The sequence below is a fragment of the Aquimarina sp. MAR_2010_214 genome (assembly GCF_002846555.1).
Classification (GTDB): domain Bacteria; phylum Bacteroidota; class Bacteroidia; order Flavobacteriales; family Flavobacteriaceae; genus Aquimarina.
The window spans coordinates 743,804-762,289 of record NZ_PJMS01000001.1 but is presented as its reverse complement, the minus strand read 5'-3'; the positions used below and the strand labels follow the sequence as shown (position 1 = coordinate 762,289).

At 31.7% G+C, this 18,486-nt stretch carries 17 protein-coding genes and 1 pseudogene; 4 read left to right on the top strand and 14 right to left on the bottom strand.

The genetic code is table 11. The features are described 5' to 3' along the window. Nucleotides 1-102 precede the first annotated feature (102 nt). Nucleotides 103-1,311 (top strand): GTPase HflX, encoded by a 1,209-nt coding sequence (gene hflX / locus ATE84_RS03415; protein WP_101445774.1) that lies wholly within the window; start codon nucleotides 103-105, stop codon nucleotides 1,309-1,311. Nucleotide 1,312: 1 nt separating this feature from the next. Here hflX and ATE84_RS03410 read toward each other — a convergent pair whose 3' ends face one another. Beyond that, the gene (locus ATE84_RS03410; protein WP_101450806.1) at nucleotides 1,313-2,338 is read right to left on the bottom strand and encodes a DUF3078 domain-containing protein; all 1,026 of its coding nucleotides are present in this window, start codon (nucleotides 2,336-2,338) and stop codon (nucleotides 1,313-1,315) included. Nucleotides 2,339-2,712: 374 nt separating this feature from the next. Between ATE84_RS03410 and ATE84_RS03405 the strand changes: the two genes are divergently transcribed. After that, the gene (locus ATE84_RS03405) at nucleotides 2,713-5,967 is read left to right on the top strand and encodes a S41 family peptidase (RefSeq protein ID WP_101445773.1); all 3,255 of its coding nucleotides are present in this window, start codon (nucleotides 2,713-2,715) and stop codon (nucleotides 5,965-5,967) included. 122 nt (nucleotides 5,968-6,089) lie between these two features. Further along, nucleotides 6,090-6,533 carry an N-acetyltransferase gene (locus ATE84_RS03400; protein ID WP_101445771.1) on the top strand — a complete coding sequence of 148 codons (444 nt, stop codon included), beginning with the start codon at nucleotides 6,090-6,092 and terminating at the stop codon, nucleotides 6,531-6,533. A gap of 81 nt (nucleotides 6,534-6,614) precedes the next feature. Here ATE84_RS03400 and ATE84_RS03395 read toward each other — a convergent pair whose 3' ends face one another. From ATE84_RS03395 to ATE84_RS03365, 7 genes are all read right to left on the bottom strand, one after another. Beyond that, a complete protein-coding gene (locus ATE84_RS03395) occupies nucleotides 6,615-7,568 on the bottom strand; it encodes a DUF3078 domain-containing protein (protein WP_101445769.1) in 954 nt (317 codons plus the stop codon). A gap of 184 nt (nucleotides 7,569-7,752) precedes the next feature. Further along, entirely contained in the window at nucleotides 7,753-8,262 is a 510-nt protein-coding gene (locus tag ATE84_RS03390) for a DUF2480 family protein (protein ID WP_101445768.1), read from the bottom strand. A 17-nt stretch (nucleotides 8,263-8,279) separates the two neighbouring features. Next, a complete protein-coding gene (locus ATE84_RS03385; protein WP_101445767.1) occupies nucleotides 8,280-8,717 on the bottom strand; it encodes a PaaI family thioesterase in 438 nt (145 codons plus the stop codon). Between the two features lie 52 nt (nucleotides 8,718-8,769). After that, nucleotides 8,770-9,096: a DUF59 domain-containing protein gene (locus tag ATE84_RS03380; protein ID WP_024768566.1), complete on the bottom strand. Its 327-nt coding sequence runs from the start codon at nucleotides 9,094-9,096 to the stop codon at nucleotides 8,770-8,772. Nucleotides 9,097-9,146: 50 nt separating this feature from the next. After that, a complete protein-coding gene (locus ATE84_RS03375) occupies nucleotides 9,147-9,569 on the bottom strand; it encodes a SufE family protein (protein ID WP_101445766.1) in 423 nt (140 codons plus the stop codon). A gap of 40 nt (nucleotides 9,570-9,609) precedes the next feature. Continuing rightward, a complete protein-coding gene (locus tag ATE84_RS03370) occupies nucleotides 9,610-10,320 on the bottom strand; it encodes a DUF4377 domain-containing protein (RefSeq protein WP_101445764.1) in 711 nt (236 codons plus the stop codon). Between the two features lie 76 nt (nucleotides 10,321-10,396). Further along, a complete protein-coding gene (locus ATE84_RS03365; RefSeq protein WP_101445763.1) occupies nucleotides 10,397-11,611 on the bottom strand; it encodes an aminotransferase class V-fold PLP-dependent enzyme in 1,215 nt (404 codons plus the stop codon). A gap of 78 nt (nucleotides 11,612-11,689) precedes the next feature. Here ATE84_RS03365 and ATE84_RS03360 point away from each other — a divergent pair, with 78 nt between their 5' ends. Further along, complete coding sequence (locus ATE84_RS03360; RefSeq protein WP_101445762.1) at nucleotides 11,690-13,042, top strand: serine hydrolase; 1,353 nt, start codon at nucleotides 11,690-11,692, stop codon at nucleotides 13,040-13,042. A gap of 15 nt (nucleotides 13,043-13,057) precedes the next feature. Here the strand turns inward: ATE84_RS03360 and gwsS are convergent, their stop codons facing one another. The 6 genes and pseudogenes from gwsS to ATE84_RS03335 all read right to left on the bottom strand — a co-directional run bounded on the left by gwsS (nucleotide 13,058) and on the right by ATE84_RS03335 (nucleotide 18,159). Then, the gene (gene gwsS / locus ATE84_RS03355) at nucleotides 13,058-14,137 is read right to left on the bottom strand and encodes a grasp-with-spasm system SPASM domain peptide maturase (protein WP_158237161.1); all 1,080 of its coding nucleotides are present in this window, start codon (nucleotides 14,135-14,137) and stop codon (nucleotides 13,058-13,060) included. A 1-nt stretch (nucleotide 14,138) separates the two neighbouring features. Continuing rightward, nucleotides 14,139-14,288, bottom strand: coding sequence for a hypothetical protein (locus ATE84_RS26000; RefSeq protein WP_158237160.1), 150 nt, complete (start codon nucleotides 14,286-14,288; stop codon nucleotides 14,139-14,141). Continuing rightward, the gene (locus tag ATE84_RS03350; protein ID WP_101445758.1) at nucleotides 14,278-15,204 is read right to left on the bottom strand and encodes a hypothetical protein; all 927 of its coding nucleotides are present in this window, start codon (nucleotides 15,202-15,204) and stop codon (nucleotides 14,278-14,280) included. The genes ATE84_RS26000 and ATE84_RS03350 overlap by 11 nt, the downstream gene beginning before the upstream one ends. Before the next feature lie 9 nt (nucleotides 15,205-15,213). After that, nucleotides 15,214-16,962 carry a hypothetical protein gene (locus ATE84_RS03345; RefSeq protein ID WP_101445756.1) on the bottom strand — a complete coding sequence of 583 codons (1,749 nt, stop codon included), beginning with the start codon at nucleotides 16,960-16,962 and terminating at the stop codon, nucleotides 15,214-15,216. A gap of 326 nt (nucleotides 16,963-17,288) precedes the next feature. Then, nucleotides 17,289-17,720: pseudogene (gene tnpA / locus ATE84_RS03340) on the bottom strand (IS200/IS605 family transposase). A gap of 157 nt (nucleotides 17,721-17,877) precedes the next feature. Further along, nucleotides 17,878-18,159, bottom strand: coding sequence for a TIGR04149 family rSAM-modified RiPP (locus tag ATE84_RS03335; protein WP_101445755.1), 282 nt, complete (start codon nucleotides 18,157-18,159; stop codon nucleotides 17,878-17,880). Between the last annotated feature and the right edge of the window lie 327 nt (nucleotides 18,160-18,486).

Sequence of the window (18,486 nt, the reverse complement as noted above, 5' to 3'; positions counted from 1 at the left end):
ATAAGAAACCGGTTATAATGTTGATTCCAGAGTACATAATTGTTGTACATTTGTTCAAAGGCACAATATAATAAATTAAGATATAGAAAGATTAAGTAATTAATGTTAGAGAGAGAAGAAATAGCGTACGAGAAAACGATTTTGATAGGAATCATTACCAAAAATCAGGATGAAGAGAAGCTTGAAGAGTTTTTGGATGAATTAGAATTTCTTACGTATACAGCTGGTGGTGAAGTGGTAAAACGATTTACCCAAAAAATGGATATGCCTAACTCTAAAACCTTTATAGGTTCTGGAAAAATGGAGGATGTACGAATTTATGTAGAACAACATGACATAGGCACCGTAGTTTTTGATGATGAATTGTCGCCGGGTCAACTTCGTAATATAGAGCGTATTTTAAAAGCTAAAATTATAGATCGAACGAATTTAATCCTTGATATTTTTGCCCAACGTGCTCAAACTAGTTATGCCCGCACTCAAGTAGAATTAGCACAATATCAGTATTTATTACCTAGATTAACGGGGTTGTGGACTCACTTAGAAAGACAACGTGGTGGTATAGGAATGCGTGGTCCGGGAGAAACAGAGATCGAAACAGACCGTCGTATTGTTAGAGATCGAATTTCTCTACTTAAGAAGAAACTGCTTACTATAGATAAACAAATGGCTACTCAACGTGGTAATCGTGGAAAATTGGTTAGAGTAGCTTTGGTAGGATATACCAATGTGGGTAAATCTACATTGATGAATGTTATTGCCAAGAGTAAAGTTTTTGCAGAAAACAAGCTTTTTGCTACTCTGGATACTACAGTGAGAAAAGTAGTTATTGGCAATCTTCCGTTTTTATTAAGTGATACGGTAGGTTTTATCAGGAAATTACCCACTCAACTTGTAGAAAGTTTTAAAAGCACATTGGATGAGGTAAGAGAAGCAGATTTATTATTGCATGTTGTAGATATTTCTCATCCACAGTTCGAAGATCATATCGAATCAGTGAATAAGATTCTTGATGAAATAGATTGTAGAGATAAACCTACTATGATGGTTTTTAATAAAATTGATGCCTATCAACATGAGACAATAGATAGCGATGATTTAACAACAGAAAGAACCAAAGCACATTATACGTTAGAGGAATGGAAACAAACCTGGATGAGTAGAATAGGAGATAATGCTCTGTTTATTTCTGCGATCAATAAGGAGAACATAGATGATTTTAGAAAGCGAGTATATAAAGAAATAAGAGCAATACACGTAACTCGTTTCCCTTATAATAACTTTTTGTACCCTGAGATTGTCGAAGAATAGTCTAAAATTTATATTTAAGCCCTAATCCAATTACTTCCCGTATCTGAAATCCACCAGTAGCATTATCATCATAAATTGCTTGAAACACAAAACTACCAGTGATGTATTTGTTTACAAGTAAATTAATACTTAATGTATAATCAATATCGACATTGGCTGGGTCTTCAATATAGTTAGAGTATAAGTTTAAAAGTTGCTCTAGTGTTATGTTTTTTATTATAGTATATTTAGAATAAGCGGCAAGAGATCCACCAAACTCAAAACGAGAACTTTCACCAGCATCTACACCAAAATAATCACCATCTTCATAATCTGTAACATTGGTAAATTCTTTATCTACAAATATCATACGAGATGTGACTGGAGCAATATTAACGTTTAAATTATCACTTTTTTTCCATAATAACCCTGGCCCAACCTGTATAAATGCAGGAGAAAAGAAATGAGTTTCTTCTATACGTATGGTCTCTTCGGAATCGGGGTTTTTGGTAAATCTATACCCTTTATCAAACTGAGATCTAAAATTGATAAACAAAGAATAGTTCCAGAATCCTTGACCAATTTTTTGCCCCAATCGAGTATTAAATTCAATCCTATCATTGGTTTTACGGGCAAAATCTTCATCCTTTAAGAAAGTAAGCCCGTAATCTGCAATAATTTTATTATCCCAGGTTAAGCTATTTTTTTTATAATTAAATTCATAATTTAATGTTGCATTTCCAGCAACATTAGATGTTCCTCCTCCTTGCCAGTCAAAATTGAAAACAGATTGATTAAAAAGTAAAGTGAAGTTTGCTTTGTCCTTCCATCCGATATGTTCTTTCTTTGGTTTTTTTGGAGTGATCTCTTTTAATTTCTGTTTTAAAACAATGATATTTAAATCATTTGTGGTATTCTTTAAAATACTATCAAGAGAACGTTTTAAATTAATTTGAATTGAATCCAGGTGTTTTCTTTTTTCTTTTTCCTGACCTGAAATTTTTGTTACTAACAAAAGCAGAAAAACAGCTAAAAAAAATCTATTCATTTGATCTTTTGTTGCAAGGGTAGAATACAAAGATACGGTATGCATTTAGCTTTTTCAAATTAGAGATATTTCTTAAAAACATTTTACAGAAGAGTCGTTCTGCATAGGCTATACTATAGCATCATTCATATTTACTTACTTATTAACATAGATAAGTAACCCTCTGTTTTTTTGGTAATTATCTACTATATTAACGTTAACAGTAGGTTAATGTGTCAGAATCGTATAAAAATAAAAACCATTTAGGATATTTTTGATATAATGACATATGAATATAACAAGATAATAATCAGAGCATTTGATGTAACGTTTTAAATAATCATAGGTCATGGTAAAGACAATATATATCAATCACAAAAACAAACTTTAATGTCATGAAAAATCTCCCGAAGATTATTACACTATTTTTATTGTATTTGCTGCCAAACCTAAATTATGGTCAACTACCAGCAAAAATGATTCAATACCCGGATGTTTCTGATTCTCATATCTGTTTTACTTATGCAGATGACCTATGGATTGTAAATAAGCAAGGAGGGACTGCACATCGGTTAACAACTAAAGCAGGTCGAGAAACAAAGGGGAAATTTTCTCCAGATGGAAAAACCATTGCATTTAATGCTAATTATGATGGTAACCATGACATCTATACAATTCCTGTAACCGGTGGTGTTCCTAAACGAATTACAACTCACGGAATGTCTGATAATATTAAAGCATGGACCAAAGACGGAAATTTTTTAATTTACACTTCTAGAATGGAAAGTGGTAAACAACGTTTTTCTAAAGCATTTAAAATATCAGTTAATGGAGGGTTACCAGTAAGAATACCGATAAGTAAGGTTGAAGAATTAGACCTACATGTTAATGGTGATCTTGTAGCTATGACAGATAAATCAAGACTTGGTAGAAGCTGGAAACGATATCGAGGAGGAATGGCTTCTGATATCTATCTTTTTGATATTAAGACTTTAACTTCTGAAAACATTACCAATAACGACAGTAATGATGAGTTACCGATGTGGAATAACGATGACCTCTATTATCTTTCGGATAAAGACACATCTAAGAAATTTAATATCTGGAAATATAACCTGCAATCAAAACAACATGAGCAAATTACATTTTTTAAAGAATTTGATATTGAGCGCCCATCTATAGGAAAATCTGAAATCGTTTTTGAAGCTGGGGGAACACTATATCTTTTAGATGTGGTAACAAAAACAACAAAAGAAATATCTATAAGTGCTATTGGGGATTTTACAGGATTAAAACCTCAAGTAAAGAAAGCAGAAAAATATATTCATAGTGTAGGTATAGCACCAGACGGTAATAGAATTATTGTAGGTGCTAGAGGAGATATCTTTTCTGTGCCTAAAAAAGATGGGATTACCAAGAACCTAACACGTACAAGTGGTATTGCAGAACGTTACCCTAGCTGGTCACCAAATGGAAGGTATATTGCATATTGGAGTGATAAAACAGGCGAATACGAATTAATGGTAAGAGATCTTAAAAATAATACAGAGAAACAAATTTCAAAACAAGGCCCCGGATTTAGATATCAATTGTTCTGGTCTCCCGATAGTAAAAAATTGATTTTTGTAGATCAGGAAATGCATATAAAACTGGCAAATATTACTAACAATACGATTACTGAAATAGATCAGGAAATTCAGTTGTTTCAAGGAGGTTTGTCAGGGTTCTCTGTAAGCTGGTCAAATGATAGCAAATATATTACTTATGCAAATTCTCATGAAAATGGAAATCAGCATATCATTATATACGATATCGATAAAAAGAAAAAGAACACCATTACCTCTGCTTTTTATGATGATGGTAATCCTGTGTTTTCTGTCGATAATGAGTATATCTATTGTACGACTAATAGAACTTTTGATCCGGTATACAGTGATTATGATAATAGTTGGACATATCCCAATGCAACTAAAATAGGAATCATTCCGCTTACAAAAGATACAGTACATCCTATTGAATTGAAAAATGATGAAGTTGCCATAAATGAAGGAGATAAAAAGAAAGAGGATACCAAAGACAAGAAGAAAGAAGAAGAAGATCAAAAGGTAAAACCGATACGTATTGATTTTAATGGAATAGAATCCAGAATGATCATTTTGCCTGTAGAATTGGGTAATACAGGAGGGATAAGTGCTGCAAAGGGTAAAATCATTTTCTTAAAAAACCCTAGAACAGGATCAAAGGATGAAAAATCAGTTTTAAAATATTATGATTTTGAAGAAGATGAAGAAAAGACAATCCTTGAAAATGTAGATGATTATGAACTTTCGTTTGATAACAATAGTATTTTGGTGTTTAGCGAAGAAAAAATGGGTATTATAGAAGTAGCAAAAGATCAATCTCTAGAAGATTATATAGATACCTCTAATATGGAAATGACCGTTAATCCAAAAGAAGAATGGAGACAAATCTTTACAGATATATGGCGTTTAGAAAGAGATTTTTTCTATGATAAAAATCTACACGGATTGGATTGGGAAGCTATGAAAAAGAAATACGAGCCATTGATCGAATATGCGGCAAGCCGAAATGACCTGAATAAAATTACAGGAGCATTAATAGCAGAGCTAAATGCTTCTCATACCTATAGAGGTGGAGGAGATGTAGTATCAAGCACTAATAAATCTACTGGTTATCTCGGTGTTGACTGGGAAATGCATCAGGGAAAATACAGAATAAAAAAGATCATTATGCCAGCCCCTTGGGATACCGAGGTTAAATCTCCTCTTAGAAAACCAGGAGTATTAGTTGAAGAAGGTGATTATATATTACGTATCAATGGAATCGAATTAACAGAGTATGCTGATCCTTATGTAGCATTAGAAGGAAAAGCAAACGAAACGATAGAGATTACAGTTAGCAAAACACCAGATGGTAAGAATAGTAAGAAATATCTTGTCCAACCCATAAAAAGTGAAGCAAGACTTAGAAACCTTGCATGGATCGAAAAAAAGCGAAAATATGTTGAAGAAAAATCAGGTGGACGAATTGGGTATATTTATGTACCAAGTACAGGGATAGATGGCCAAGAAGAATTAGTTAGAATGTTCTATGCCCAACATCACAAAGATGGATTAATCATTGATGAAAGGTTTAATAACGGTGGACAAATACCAGATAGATTTGTAGAATTGTTAAATAGACCATTATTAAGCTATTACAAGGTGCGAGAAGGCAAAGATTGGGCTTGGCCTCCAAGAGGGCATTATGGCCCTAAGGCGATGCTTATCAATGGATGGAGTGGTAGTGGAGGAGATGCTTTTCCTGATTATTTCAAGAAAAGAAAAGTAGGGCCGCTTATTGGTACAAGAACCTGGGGAGGACTAATAGGAATTTCGGGAGCACCAGAATTAATAGATGGTGGATATGTAACAGTACCTACATTTAGAATGTATAATCCCGATGGAACCTGGTTTGCAGAAGGACATGGTGTTGAGCCGGATATCCATGTTCCAGAAAACCCAGGAAAAGATGCTCAAGGTATAGATGTGCAACTGGATCGCGCTATTAATGAAGTGCTAAAAACACTTAAAGAAAGTGACAAAAACCCAAAAAATAAAGTGCCTGCAGCAGAGGATCGTTCTAAGTAATTTGCTTGCAAATGAGATACATAAAAAAGCGAGAGTATTTTCCTTACTCTCGCTTTTACTTTTTTATAATATGTATTTCATAATTTAAGGTATATTCGTGATACTGTATTATATGATTTCCTATGGAAAATTTAGAACTGATTAAAGCGAAAGAATCAGATAAAGGTTTCTTATTTAATTTAAGAATGGTAACAATGGTCGAGCACTTAGAGGAAATGGGAATTTTCTTATCAGATGAAGAACATTTATCCAGAATAGATTTTCAATATGATAATGCTTATGTGATATTAAAATCAAATCAAAGAGCAGGTGTATTGAAATATATTGAAACAGAACACGCGATAGAAATACTACAAATACAAGTGTTACCTGAATATCAAGGTCATGGAATAGGGAAGTGTGTGATTAAAGAGCTAATGGAAACTACCAAAGCTTCAAATAAAAATATGATATTAAAAGTATTAAAAGAAAACCCAGCGAAGTATTTATATGAACGTATGGGTTTTAAGACAGTTGACGAGGATAAATATGAGTTTCATATGAAATTAGTACCCGGTAAAGGATAAAAAAACAGTAGATTTACTAAAGAAAAAAGCATCTTTTATTAAATAAAAGATGCTTTTTTTAAGAGCTATATTTTCTTGTTTCTAGAATCCATAATTTACTCCTAGACCAAATACTTCTCTAATCTGAAAAGCGCCAACAGCATTATCATCATAGATGGCCTGAAAGGTTAGATTAGTAGATAAATACTTGTTAATCGTCATCACGATGTTTGCAGTATAATCTATATCTACATTTTGTGGATCTTCTAAGTAGTTAGAATACAAATTTAAAATGTTTTCCATAGATACATTCTTCATGATTTCAAATTTGGCATACCCATTAAGTGCTGCACCAAATTCAAAACGAAAAGCATCGTTTGCTTCTATTCCAAAGTAACCACCGGCATCGTTAAAAGCGTCTATTGCTGTCTGATCATTACCTACATCTGTAAAATCACCATCTACAAAGATAAACTTTGCAGTAGCAGGAGCTATATTAACCTTTAGATTATCACTTTTTTTCCATAGCATACCTGGGCCTAACTGCAAATATGCAGGTGAGAAAATATGTGTTGTTTCTGTTCGGGTTTCTCTTGTTCCTATAACATCTCCAGTAGTTGTATCTAGAATAGGTTCTTCTCCATATTCGTATCCTTTATCAAACTGTGTTTTAAAGTTTAAGAAAAAAGAATAGTACCATAGAGATTCTTTGATCTGTTTACCCAATAATGAATTCAACTCTAAGCGGTCATTAGTTTTACGTATAAACTCTTGATCTTTAAGTTTGGTAAGACCATAATCTGCAAGGATTTTATTATCCCAAGTGATAGACCCTTTACGATAATTAAAGTCATAGGATACTGATAAATTTCCTGCAACATTAGATGTTCCTCCTCCAAGCCAATCTGCATTAAAAGCAGATTGATTTAATAAAAGGCTAATATTTCCTCCTCTGGTCCACCCTTCTTTGGGAGCTTCGTCTTTTTTTGTTTCTTCTTGTGCAAATAGAATTGTAGAACTAATTAATAGAACTACTGTTAGCAATGTTTTTTTCATTTGATGATAGTTTTAAGGGATTTAATCAGGTTATTTTGATGGTTAAATAATTTGTTAACCGGTACAAATAACCAGCGTAAATTTTTATGTTGGCAAATATATTTTAAGAAACGTTTTTTACTTTAAAAGTATGGTAGTAGACCATTATTTTTCGATAAAGAACAATATTAATAGATAAAAGGGTCTATTTCCTTTTGTATAGCGGAACAGAAGAACATGCCTCCCCATACATAATACTTTTTGCGACAGGTTGTAATTTTTGGATCAAATCGATATAAGCCCCTTGAGGAACAGGTTTGTTAGTGCAACCCTTTATAATAATCAGCTTGTTTTGATATTCTGAAATGTCAATAGTATTTATAATTTCGGCATAGAGTACCGTTTCCAGAGTTTCTAAAGATCCTACGGCTACTTTTTTTGCAAAGGGCTGTAATGAGCTAGTCAATAAAAGGTATGCCCATCCTGGGATAATAGCGTCTGTAGAACAAGTTAATGCAACATAAGCGTCTTGATATTGACTCCAGTCATGATCCAAGACAGATTTTCTAAGCTCTTTTTCACGTAAAATTAACCCCTCAAAAAGCCAATCTTTAATATCAAAAAGAATACGATCACCTTTAGGATAATACTCTTCTAAATCAAAAGTGATAAGGTTTTTATTATTTGCAACTCTATTTACAATTTCATCGGCCATTGTATCGTTGTATTATGTTATTTATACCCTATTTTTTCTGAAAGCTCTATCTTGCTTTTTGCAAAATTTCCAGTTCCAAAAGCAATTTCTTTACCATCTTGATTGTATAAAGTTGATTCTGCAACAAATAGACTTCTGGATTTAAATTTTATCTTTCCGACAGCTGTAATTATTCCTTTATCGACAGGCCGTATTAAATTAATATTGAAAGAAGTAGTAAGAACGAAAACATCTTTTACAATAGAATTTACAGCAAAAAAAGCAGCATCGTCGAGTAGTTTAAAATATACTGAACCGTGTATAGCTCCTAATGCATGAAAATACTTTTCTGAAATTTCAAGTTCAATTTGTGCTAAACCTTCAGAGATTTTAACCGTGGTGGTATCATACAATGCAGTGTTGATATTTGCCTGTAGATACATTCTTTCTAATTTACTATAATGCTCAGGATTCATTTTCCTTTTTTATTTATTTTAGAAAGATGTTCCAAAATGACTGTATTACTGATTACAGCATTCCCAGTTCTAGTTTGGCCTCTTCACTCATTAAATCTTGTGACCATGGCGGATCAAAAGTAAGCTCCATTTCTACATCTTTTACTGCATCAAGAGATTTTACTTTTTCTCGTATTTCTTCTGGTAGTGACTCTGCTACAGGACAGTTAGGAGAAGTAAGTGTCATTAGGATTTTTACTTCATAATCCTCATTAACAAATACATCATAGATTAGCCCTAGTTCATATATATCAACAGGAATTTCTGGATCAAAAATTGTCTTTAATACTCGTACAATCTTTTCTCCTAAGTCGTTTGTATCTATAGTGGTTTCACTCATTTTTTTAGTTTTAATTTTGCCATAACAAGCTTTGTGCGACAAACATTGATTTAATTCAATTGTGTTTGATAGGCGATAGCATACATTTTTAGCTGTTTAATCATACTAACCAAACCATTAGCACGTGTTGGCGATAAATGCTCTTTTAAGCCAATTTCATCAATAAAATTGGTGTCTGCTTCAATAATAGCCGCAGGATGTTGTCCAGAAAAGACACGTATCAATATTGCAATGATACCTTTGGTAATAATGGCATCGCTATCTGCAGTAAATTCAACTTTTTCGTCTTTCATTTCGGCATGTACCCATACTTTACTCTGGCATCCTTTTATGATATTGTCGTCTGTCTTATATTTTTCTTCTATTAGAGGAAGTGACTTTCCTAGCTCAATCATGTATTCATATCGTTGCATCCAATCATCAAACATGCTAAATTCATCAACAATCTCTTCCTGGATTTCTTGTATTGTCATTACGCACAAATTTTCAACAAAAGTACAACAAGAATTGTTGCTATTCAATACTTTCTGCCAATGATAGTATAGTATTAACTAATTGTTGTATTTCGTGAGGAGGATGTCCGTGATCAAAGCCATTCGAGACAAACGTTTTGGTAAAAGAAGTGATCTTTAGTTGTGCATGAGGAGCACCATCAAAAAGTCTTTTTTCTGTAGGTGCTTTTAGCTCGCTTATTTTATCAATGTCTATAGTTTCCAGAAGTGAAATAATGGTATTCCAATCTTTTTTTGAGCATTTTTTTGAATGACTATTTTTTAAATTTACATCGGTAGTTTTTTCAATACGATCATTATTAATTTTGATTTGAAAAAAGGAACCTCTGGAGAGTGCCTGGTATTCTATATCAATTATAGTATCCTGATTTTTTTTATTCTTTAAAGGGACGTTTTGGGCTATGGATTGATTTTTTTCTTTTGATATTATTTTGACTAAACTATAATGTAATGAAGAACCATCAGCCGGAGGGTTTTCTACTTTAGTAACGGTAACTTCAATTTCATAGTTATATCCATCTTCATACTCAAAACCCTCGATTGTATCATAAAAATAAGTCCACTTATCGCTTGGATTTTCTTTATACAACATGCATTTTTGAGGGCCAACACCAACGCAATCTATTAGAGTATTAGCTATAAATACTCGTTTTGTTTCCTGGCATGAAGAAAACAAAATAATAATACTCAATAAAAAAAAAGACCTGTACATAGATGAGTTGTTTTGTGTAACATATTGTTTAGTAATTAAATAACGTTGTACAAAACCAAATGGTATAAAAAATAATTTACGAGAGCATCATCTTGGCTTTTTTAACAGATTCGACCAAAGCATCGATTTCTTCTTTAGTATTATAGAATGAAAAAGAAGCTCGTACGGTTCCGGGTATTTTATAAAAATCCATAATAGGCTGTGCACAATGATGTCCTGTGCGCACTGCAATACCGAGTTTATCTACAATAGTTCCCACATCATAAGGATGGATATTATCTAGATTGAAAGAGATTACAGAAGTTTTGTTTTTGGAAGTGCCGTAAATTTTTAACCCTTCAATTTCTAATAATTTTTGCGTGCCGTATTCTAGAAGTTCATTCTCATATGCAGCAATATTATCAAAACCAATACTATTCATATAATCAAGTGCTACTCCAAAAGCGATACCGCCACAAATATTAGGAGTACCAGCTTCAAACTTATGTGGTAACCCGGCATAGGTGGTTTTTTCAAAAGTAACTTGCTCGATCATTTCACCACCACCTTGATAAGGAGGTAGCTTATTTAGCCACTCTTCTTTTCCGTAAAGCATACCTACTCCTGTAGGTCCACAGAGTTTGTGCGCAGAGGCAACATAAAAATCGACATCTAATGCTTGAACATCAGGTTTAACATGAGGGCAGGCTTGTGCACCATCGATCAATACAGCTGCGCCTACGTTATGTGCTTTTTCAATAATTTCTTCAATAGGATTTATAGTTCCTAATGCATTAGAGATATGATTGGTAAAAACAAGTTTGGTGCTGTTAGAAAGTAATTGATCATATACATCCATTACTAATTCACCGTCTTCGTTCATAGGAATGACCTTAAGGATGGCTCCAGTACGTTCACATAACATTTGCCAAGGCACAATATTAGAATGATGCTCTAAAGCGGAAACAATGATTTCATCACCTTCGGAAAGAAGAGAGGTAAAGCCGGTAGCAATAATATTAATACTATGAGTTGTTCCCGAAGTAAGAATAATCTCATGTGTGTGTGTTGCATTAAAATGTTTCTGCACCTTTTTACGAGCCATCTCGTATGCATCTGTTGCTTCTTGTGATAAGGTGTGAACACCACGATGAATATTGGCATTGTAATTACTATAATAATCAACAATGGCATCTATAACTACCTGCGGTGTTTGGGATGTGGCCGCATTATCAAAATATACCAAAGGTTTTCCATTTACTTCTCTGGTAAGTATTGGAAAATCTTCTCGTATCTTCTGTAGATCTAACATATTAATTTCTTTCTGCAAAAGTAGTAAGTATTTCTAATTAGGATTGTTTATTTTTAGAATGATTTAACCCTTTTTAGAATGAAACGACTTAAAAAAATTATTGGGATTACATTTCTTATTCTATTTGCAGGAATTTGTATTGCATTTGCACTGAATTATCCAAAACTTACAATTCTATCAGGATATTCTGCAAAGTATATGAATTCATCGGTTTTTATTGCAAATCGAAGTGTAGAATTTACAGACATAAATGATACTAATTTTTCTCCGGTTCATCTGGCAGATGATGAGGTGGATATGAAGAAAAGAGCATCTGTTGCTTCAGTTTTTGGGCTTAAAGAGAGAAAAGCAATTTATAGAGAAGGCTTAGGTAGTGTTCTGATTGATGATGATTTTGATGAAAACACACCTGTTTTAATACCACGTAGAATTAAAACAGAGACAAGGTTGTCATATCCGTATGGTGAATTGGAACAAAAAGACACAGTTTTTACTACGGTCGATTATGATAAGGTGAATAAAACTGTTACTTCAATTTTTGATACCAATGGAGAGTATATAAAGAAAACAAGAGCTGTTCTTGTGCTATATAAAGATCAGATCATTGCAGAGAAGTATATAGATGAATTGGATAAAGATTCTAAATTATTAGGGTGGTCTATGACCAAAAGTATTCTCTCTACAGTCTATGGAGTGTTACAAAAACAAGGTGCTATTAACATACATGATAAAGCCCCGGTATCAGCTTGGCAAAATGATGAACGAAAAGAGATTACAATTAATAATCTCTTACAGATGAATTGTGGATTAGAATGGGATGAAGATTATGGTTCTATTTCTGATGTTACAAAAATGTTATATGTAGATAAAGATATGACAACGCCCCAAATTCATAAAAAAGCAATTCACAAACCCAATGAACATTGGTATTATTCTTCTGGTGTATCTAACCTGCTATCTGGGGTTTTGAGAAAACAGTTTAAAAGTTATCAGGAGTATCTTGATTATCCATATCGTGAGTTTATTGATAAAATAGGAATGAATTCTATGCTTATAGAAACAGATATGACAGGTAATTATGTAGGTTCTTCTTATGCTTGGGCAACAGTAAGAGATTGGGGTAAATTTGGATTGTTATATCTTCATAAGGGGAATTGGAACGGAGAGCAGATTTTTGAACCTTCGTGGGCCGATTATGTGACTACACCAAGTCCAACATCTGAAGGAGATTATGGAGGGCATTTTTGGTTAAATGCAGGAGGGTTTTATCCAGATGCTCCTAGAGATATGTTTTCTGCAAATGGATTTCAGGGACAACGGGTGTTTATTATTCCTTCTAAAGATTTGGTTATTGTACGGTTTGGACTCATTGGAGATGCAGGAGTGGATTTCAATACGTTTTTAAAAGAGTTGGTGAGTGCGATAAAATAGGAGACTTCAGATTTTTTAGAATACATCCTCCATTTCGTAATAACTTATCGCTTTTTCCTTTAACGAGTTAGTACTCCATTCTTCCCACTGATTGGTATATGGATCATATCCGCATTTTAGAGGTTTAGAGTTTTGGTTATCAGGATTTTCTAAATAAGCTCTACAATCCGTACAAATGTATCTAAACTCACAATCTTTACAAACTTCTATTTGATCTTTAGTTATATTCCAATATTTCTTGAAATCCGTAAGATTTAGAGCCTCTACTAGTGTAATATCATTAATATTTCCAAAGGATTGTGGCATTGACGGGCAGTTCTTTATATTTCCTTTTTTGTCAATAGAAATTTTACGATTGAGGCATGTATTATGATGGTGAGATTCACTAAATAATTTAATATTCGAATAAAAATATTCCTCATTTATGATACCACAATGTTTCTCATCAAGAATATTCCTTTTCACAAACATTAAGTAGCCCATTTTTTCCCAAATAGCATTATAACTTTTATCATAAGGAGCATTAAAAACAATGACAGAATGTATTCTTGGATTCTTTTTAATTAATATCTCTAATTCTTCATTACCTATACTTTCGCTATATGGTATTATAAAATCAATAGAAATAATTCTAGATTTCAATTCATTCAGTAATTCTACCATTTCAGTAATACGATGGAGATTAATTTTACTAAAAAATCTAACCTGAATACAAGAACACTTCAATATTTCTAACTGCTTTATTATATTTTCGAAATCGTGTTCAATGGCATCATAATCAATTATCATATTAGTGATTAAAGAAGGTGAATTCCAATCTAAACTAATCTTAGGAAATAAGTCTGGGTTAGCATCATAAAAAATTAAATTGTGTGAATATAAAAATTCAAAATATTCATCTATGATTTCATCATAGGAATTATTAAATTCTTTTTTTATAAACTGTATAGTCTTTCCATTATAAGTCTCAAGAATCTCATATAATCCATTAGGTATAAAATGGTATTTATTATTTTGTAAATCACAAATTACACTCCTGTTTGCCCCCTTGACAGGGATACAATCAGAAAAAAGGATAAAGTTTTTTGAATTCAATTTAAAATATTTTAGATATTGGTTTAACAAATGGTTTTGTAATGTTGTATGAGTTTTTATATGCCTTTATAGATACCAAATGAGATGAGTCTGAAACAACTTCTTTATATTTTTTATCATTAAATATATTTACAGGGTCTTTACTTTTCATTTTTTAATATTTCTGATAGTTGATTTTCGATATAAAAATTACAAGTATTATTCACGAAACTGATTTGACCAACTGGGTTTATTTCTAAAAAATAATATTCATTATTACTAAACATTAAATCTATAGATGCGAAATTCAAATCAAACCTTTTAAGCATCTTTTCTAATTTCTTTTTAGTATTTGAGGGTAAATTATAAGGAATCGTTCTAATATTATTTAATGACATTAGTTTAGACCTATAATCAATTTCGTTATCAAAAGCATGTATCGACATAGCATAAAAAGTGTCTTTTATAAAAATGACTCTTATCTCATAATCAGCAACTATTTTTTCTTGAAATAACGAAATAGCAAAATGCTCAGGAATATCAGTTAAAATATTGGAATTGATAGAAAATGTTAGGCTAAAATCAAAAATATATTCTCCACTATCATAAAAGTACTGATCAGTCATCCTTTTGCAAACGATTCCATTCTGCCCACTATATTTCTTATAAAATGTGTTTAACTTTTTTTTACTTCCAGTGAATAATGTATCTGGCACTTTAAAGCCTTGTACTTGAGCTTCTTTTAAAACATCAAATTTATTAAGCTCAAAATTACTAATTAATCTTCCAATCTTATTTGTTTGTTTGTGGTTCAAAAAGGAATTTATCAGCAGGGAGTAACAGCTATTCTCATAATCATTGCCATATGTTTTGGCAGAACCTCCATTAAACCAAATAGATGTTAATGCATCAATATCAAATTCTTCAAAATATGGACTATGAATATAAAATGTGTTTTCTTCATTAGTAATGTTTACCTCATCAATACATATTTTATCCTGATCAGCAATTCTAATAAAATCCTCATCTAGACAATCAATAACTTGATTTACAAAATCGTCTATATCTTTGCTATAAATTAGGATCATAAAAAGGATTTATTTTTCATAAAAAAGCCAATCATCAGTTAACTTCATTACAAAATCAAAGTTTTCTGCTACATATTTATCATCCTCATCTTCATTTTCCAGAGGTATTATTGTATATCTCCCAGCATCTATTATAAATCGATGTTCATTATTAAATCTAAAAACAATTTTCTTTACCTGCAATTCATTAATGCTGCAGGTTTTATCAGTATACAAATCACCTTTATATATTTTTAGACAGGTATTACCTACTGACTTAAATACCTCTAAATTATCTCGTATAGCATCATACTCAAAATTTTTAGTCGCTTTTTCCCTTATATTTTTGATCTCTTGAAAAGTCTTATGGTTCTTTTGATAACTATGTACAATTAACACAAAGTACTTACTAGCTGTTGCTATGCTCATACTATCTTTAGCTAACACAACTCCTATTTTTTCTTCAGTAGGAAATCCTTCTTTCTGTATCAACTTTATAAGTTCTTTATCAACAAACTCTGTTGTTTTACTTAATTCTGATTGCTCTATCTCTCCTTTACTATTTTTAATATATTCCGTTTGGTCAATATCTATTAATTCCTCTAACCGTTTAATTAAAGTATAATTTAACCCTACTAGATGTTTTTTATGAAGAGAATCAAAACGTTTTAAAAAATCATTCCAATCTTTATGGTTTTTAATTCTATCAAATATTTTCGCATCAAAATATTTGATAGGCACACCTTTTAATACTAATTTTTCACTCCAATTAATAGCAGTTTTGTAATCTCTGGTAAATATGGCACAACGTACTGCATTATGCATATCTCTGGCAAATACGTATTGGTTATCTTTTAAAAGTTGATCGTACTCTTGTTTTGCTTTGCCGTATTGCTTACGTAAAATATAATTTTCTGCTTTTTCCGTAATTATATAGTATGAAGGCTTTTCTTTTACAAGCGAGTTTTCTTTATTAGATTCTTGTATATTATTACGGATAATAACATCGGGAGTTAGATTTTTTGGTTTTCGCTTCTTTTTTGGTTTTACAATATTTTTAGCATACACCATCTTACCTATATCATAAATCTCTGTATAACATGAACCGAGCCCAAAAATCAATAGAGAATTTATATCAATTTTACTCTTAATTTTAAACGTACGTTCATTTCCCTGATTTGTTTTATAATGGGTGTAATCATATATAGAAAAAGAAGGTAAGGTATCCAAAGTAATACTTTTATGATCTATTACTTTTTTCCCTTCATAAAAAACAGCTACATCTTTAGATTTTATGAATTGTTTTGATCTGACCAAAGTAACGGTATCCTTTTTTTTGCCAATAAAAATATCAACATTGTTTTGTATACCATTCCAGCTACTACCAGACCATCCTCCCGTTATAGTTCCTTCAATTTCGACAATGCTATCTTTTTTATTGAATTTACAATGAGCGATATCAATATTCAACTTATACATAGAAAAATTCTCTATAAAATGAAAATTTTGACCATTTGTCGAAGAAAATGTTACACCATAATTCAATACTCCTTTATACTGTCTCATATCAACAAAAGCAGGAAGTGTATCCCCTGCAGTAAAACAGTTATATCCCCCTTTAGACCACCAGAGTTCATAAGTGTTTGAAGAAATTCTGTACGTATCCAAAGTAACTTGAGAAAAATTATTCTCTTTTTTCAAATTTCTTTGCCCAAAAGAATTATTGATAAAACAAAAATTAAAAATTGTAATAATCAATAAACTAAAAAACACTTTCATCTATTTATTTTATTGTTTTATACGATTTACGCATAAAAATTTCGCATCTAATCGCACTCTTTTTCTACTATATTTTAAACAATAGCTATGTGCTCAAAAGATCTTTTTAATCGTGTCCATTTCATTTCTTTATTATTAGATATCTGATAGAGTTTCAAAAATTATTCCTTGATACATAGTGAAACTATTTAACGACACAAAGGGGTTTCTTAAGTTTATGTTTTTAGTAATATTTATTTCTCAAGATAATATCTCTTTGAAAACTAAACCACTCTGCAATGAAAGTACAGAGGTTTGGTTTTACTAGGGACTAAAGTCCCTATGCCTTATGCCAATATAAAATTGGAATCATCACTATCATCTTTTCTATGATATTCCAAATATTCATTAATCTGGTCGGTCACATTTCCAGTACTCCAAACTCCATAACCACTCGCCTAAAAATGCTTACCCCAGTATCGATAACTCAATCTAGGAAATTCTTGCTGTAATTTTCTTGAGGTATTGCCTTTCAACTGTTTTACAATATAGCTTACACTCAACTTGGGAGCATACTCTATATGCATATGAATGTGATCTGAACTAACTATACCTTTTAAAATCTCTATATCTTCAGCTTCACAAATTTGAATTAGAATTTACATGGGACGAACCTGAATACCCCCTTTCAAAACTTTATAACGATACTTATTACACCAAACTACATAGCAACTCAAACGACTTGAGCTATGAGAACCTTTTCTTAAATATGATCTCATCTCATCTAAAAATATGGATTTTTTAGCATTACTAAAGTGCTGCAATGATATTGCAGGGTTTTCACCCTAATTTGAGACCAATAAAAACTTCAAAATATTTATTAAAACACTAACTATAATTACAACTTGTTTTTGTAATTATAGTTAGTGTTTCTATTTAATCATGTTCTGGAGCCTCAGAAATTACAACAGCACCTTGCCTTTGCTGTTGTGCTAAGTAATTGATATTTGATCTGTTATGAAAGGTGAGATATGTGCCGCCAGCGCCATTTAATCTTATTGCATCATATCCATAACTATAGATAGCCGCTCTTCCTCCATGTGTTCCTTCAACACGGCCACCTCCTGTTGCTGAACCTCCTCCATTTAAAAAGAACATTTGTTCCTTCTTTAGCTCATTCTCTTTAAATTTTTCCAATTTCAAACTTTCTAATTTCATCTTTTAAAAATTAATAATTAAACAATATACTTTATGTTTAAGGAAATAAATTTATTAAAAATATTTTTATTCATATTTTAAACAAAAGGCTAATTTTGACTTAGAAAAGTTTTTGCAGATACTTTTACAAGAAAAAAATAACATCTAATTTTTCATAATAAACACATTGCCTTATATTAGTTTATGTCACATTCCCATAAAATGTTACTAGTATTTTGTGTTTTTAGCCAATATTGGTTAAAGTATGGGTATCAAGCTTTACACAAAAATGAAAAACAAAAAAACCTCAACAAATATATGAAGAGGTTTTGTATATATGATAGTTAT